The organism is Bartonella sp. CM86QHHN, assembly GCF_042194695.1.
Classification (GTDB): Bacteria; Pseudomonadota; Alphaproteobacteria; order Rhizobiales; family Rhizobiaceae; genus Bartonella.
The window spans coordinates 1-3,199 of record NZ_JBHIND010000041.1 but is presented as its reverse complement, the minus strand read 5'-3'; the positions used below and the strand labels follow the sequence as shown (position 1 = coordinate 3,199).

General features: G+C 39.1%; 6 protein-coding genes. All 6 read right to left on the bottom strand.

Annotated features, from left to right (window positions below):
* The coding region (locus ACFIKX_RS03325; protein ID WP_375661207.1) for a recombinase RecT at window positions 1-629 on the bottom strand (629 nt) is incomplete at its 3' end.
* An 81-nt stretch (window positions 630-710) separates the two neighbouring features.
* Window positions 711-1,193, bottom strand: coding sequence for a hypothetical protein (locus ACFIKX_RS03320; protein ID WP_375607541.1), 483 nt, complete (start codon window positions 1,191-1,193; stop codon window positions 711-713).
* A gap of 5 nt (window positions 1,194-1,198) precedes the next feature.
* Entirely contained in the window at window positions 1,199-1,663 is a 465-nt protein-coding gene (locus tag ACFIKX_RS03315; protein WP_375627979.1) for a hypothetical protein, read from the bottom strand.
* Between the two features lie 3 nt (window positions 1,664-1,666).
* Complete coding sequence (locus ACFIKX_RS03310) at window positions 1,667-2,281, bottom strand: hypothetical protein (RefSeq protein WP_375627980.1); 615 nt, start codon at window positions 2,279-2,281, stop codon at window positions 1,667-1,669.
* A gap of 14 nt (window positions 2,282-2,295) precedes the next feature.
* The gene (locus ACFIKX_RS03305) at window positions 2,296-2,988 is read right to left on the bottom strand and encodes a hypothetical protein (RefSeq protein ID WP_375627981.1); all 693 of its coding nucleotides are present in this window, start codon (window positions 2,986-2,988) and stop codon (window positions 2,296-2,298) included.
* Between the two features lie 12 nt (window positions 2,989-3,000).
* Window positions 3,001-3,199, bottom strand: a 199-nt coding sequence (locus ACFIKX_RS03300) for a phage antirepressor KilAC domain-containing protein (protein ID WP_375661206.1), incomplete at its 5' end; no start/stop codon positions are given.

The following is a 3,199-nucleotide window of genomic DNA, read 5'->3' as shown; positions in this document are numbered from 1 at the left end:
TCAAGCACTTTTTCTTCTTCTGTTTGAGTGATGTTTATTAATTGTTTGATTTGCGTAAGCACATCATAAGAAACTAACTTCATTTGTACGTTATGGTTTGTTTCATTGATACGTTTTGCTTCATCTTCTTCATAAATACCGGAAAGCCCGAAAGCATAGCGAGCACACTGTATAGTAGCTTTATGGCGCAACATACGTGCGGGGTATTTTTTCCAAGGGTCACTGTGGCCTTGTTCGCATTCTTTGCGATATTCGGTGACTTCGATAGGGTCTTTAATGCCTTTGAGACGAATAGCACATTTGATAGCAATGATATTCCCATCATCATTGAGTTGATCTTGAAAGGTCATGCCATCAAAGTCAGGATTTGATTTGATGATCTTTATCCAACCGTCGATAGAAACAACGGGTATGATGCCGCCGCCTTTTTTAGGGAGAGCATAGATTTCTTTTGTTAAAGGGTTAAGTCCATAAGTATTGGCAACAAAAAGAAAAACGGCAAATTCTGCATCAGTGATGACATTAGCATTTTTATCTCCAATACAAGTTTTTATGATTGTGGTTCGAAATTCTTCAGCAGAAAATCCATATTTTTCTGCCATTTCGTTTAAAAAAGTAGAATTTTTCATCTTGATTTCCTACATTGCGCGCAATTCACCCGTGGCGTGAATCACGCTTGTGTTTAAAAATGGTTGGTTGTTAGAAAGTGCTTATACGCTCTGTCTTTTCCTAGGGATATGTTCGGCTTTTCTACTATAACTAATATGTGTGTTGCCTGAAATACATGTGTTACCACATACAACAGCTTCACCACCAATATGAGCTTTTTCACAAATTTTGGCATTGCCGTGAATTTCGGCTATTCCGTAAACTTGCGCATTATCGAAAATATGTGCATTGGATTCAACACAAGCGTTTCCAAAAACATTAGCATTTCCATAAATACGTGCATTACATGAGATACGTGCTCGTCCAAATACTTGTGCATTCTCATAAATTTGAGCATTACTGCAAACCTTTGCCTTATCCCTAACCCAACAATCGCCCTCATGAGAGAGGTTACCTTCATGCTCTATAAAACCACCAAGATCACCTTTCTTGACCTTTCCAAAGTCTCTCAGTGCACGAATGCGACGAACTGGTCGACGATAGAGGATGTCTATTTCATCAGTAAGTTCGTATTTCTTTTTCATGGTTACTATTTCTCACGTTCTTCGATTATGGTGGAGCCACTAATTTTACAATTTCCAGCAATGTTTACACGACAGCAAATATATGCTTGATTGTAAATTTTAGCATTTCCGTAAACGTGTACACTTTTCCCTATAACAGAATTCCCATAAATCCGCGCATAGTCAAAAACCTTGGCATTATCTCCAACATAAGCACCACCAACTTCGGCATAATCAGAAACTTGTGCATTGCCATAAACGCGTGCATTCCCATAAACCCGCGCATCATCATAAACTTTGGCATTATCGTAAACTTGTGCATTGCCAAAAATCCAACAGTCTCTCTTATGGCTTAAGTTGCTCTCTTTTTCTATAAAACCGCCTAGGTCACCTTTTTTGACATATCCAAAGTCTCTTAATGCTCTAATTCGGTGAAGAGTTCTTCCATCAAACACAGTTTTTTCATCAGTAAATTCGTATTTTTTTTCCATGGTTTATTGCCTCATGCCCGTTGTGATGATTTTATCATTGATGATCTCTGCTTTTCCATGAATAAATGCATCACCACAGATTTTGGCATTTCCCCCAACTTTTGCTCTGATGGAAATCAATGGACTGTCATAGATTTTAGCATTTCCATAAATTTCAGCTTTTCCACTAATAAATGCACCACCGGAAACTTGTGCATTTTCGTAGATTTGTGCACTGGCAAAAACACGAGCATGTCCAAAAATCTGCGCATTACCAAAAATATTAGTTTCTCCGGTAACAGATGCACTACCAAAAACACATGCATTTTCGTAAATATCAGCAATGTTATAAATATAAGCATCACCATAAACCTTGGCTTTGTCATAAACTCTTGCATAACCATCTACACGAGCATTCCCATAAACATGTGCATCATCAAAAACCTTGGCATAACCATAGACTTTTGCATCATCACCTACCCAGCAATTGCCATCATGACTTAGATTGTCTTCTTTCTCGATATAGCCGCCAAGATCACCTTTCTTGACGTCCCCCAAATCTCTCAGTGCACGAATGCGGCGGAGCGTTCTGCGCCCAAACTCAATTGTTTCATCAGTAAATTCGTATTTTTTTTCCATGGTTTAAGTCGCCCTTATCTTAAAACAGTGTCATTTCCAGATACTTTTGTATTTCCGGTTACTTTGGCATTCTCGCAAACTATTGCACCACCAAACACACGGGCATTTCCAGAGATTTTTGCGTGACCGCCAACTTTAGCTTTTTCAGAGACATGTGCTCCATCATAAATTTCGGCACAACCACCAACCTTTGCTTTACCGAAAATACGAGCATTGTCACAAGCGGATGCAACGTGCGAAATTGTAGCGTTGTCGAAAACTTCTGCATTGTCATAAACGCGTGCATGTTCGGAAATTACGGCGTCATGGTATATTCTTGCTTTTCCATAAACCTTGGCATCACCGCAAACTTTTGCATTAACGTAAATGACTGCATCATCGTAAACATGTGCATCATCGTAAACACGTGCATCATCGTAAACACGTGCATCATCGTAAACTTGTGCCTTATCACAAACCGTAGCATTTCCACTAATACAGGCGCCATCAAATATCTTGGCATTATCAAAAATGGTAGCGCTTTCAAGCACCTTGGCATCACCATCTACCCAACAATCATCTTCATGACTTAGGTTGTCTTCTTTCTCGATATAGCCTCCTAGGTTGCCTTTCTCGACATCACCAAAGTTTCTTAAAGCACGTATACGGTGAAGGATTTTGCCATCAACATTGATTGTTTCATCAGTAAGTTCGTATTTTTTTTCCATGGTTTATTTCCCTTAATGCATGTTTTGTTTTTTAATCTCTTGAGACAACACACCAATTCCTTTTGCTGTGATTTTTGCGCAAGGAATGACTTTTTCTATTCCACTTGCGGTTTGAAGTGTAATGGTGGGACAATCCATTAGTCCTTTTTGGATTTTATCCTGATAAGGCAATAAGCGATCCCCGAAAGTGCGTCGATACACCCATCCTTTT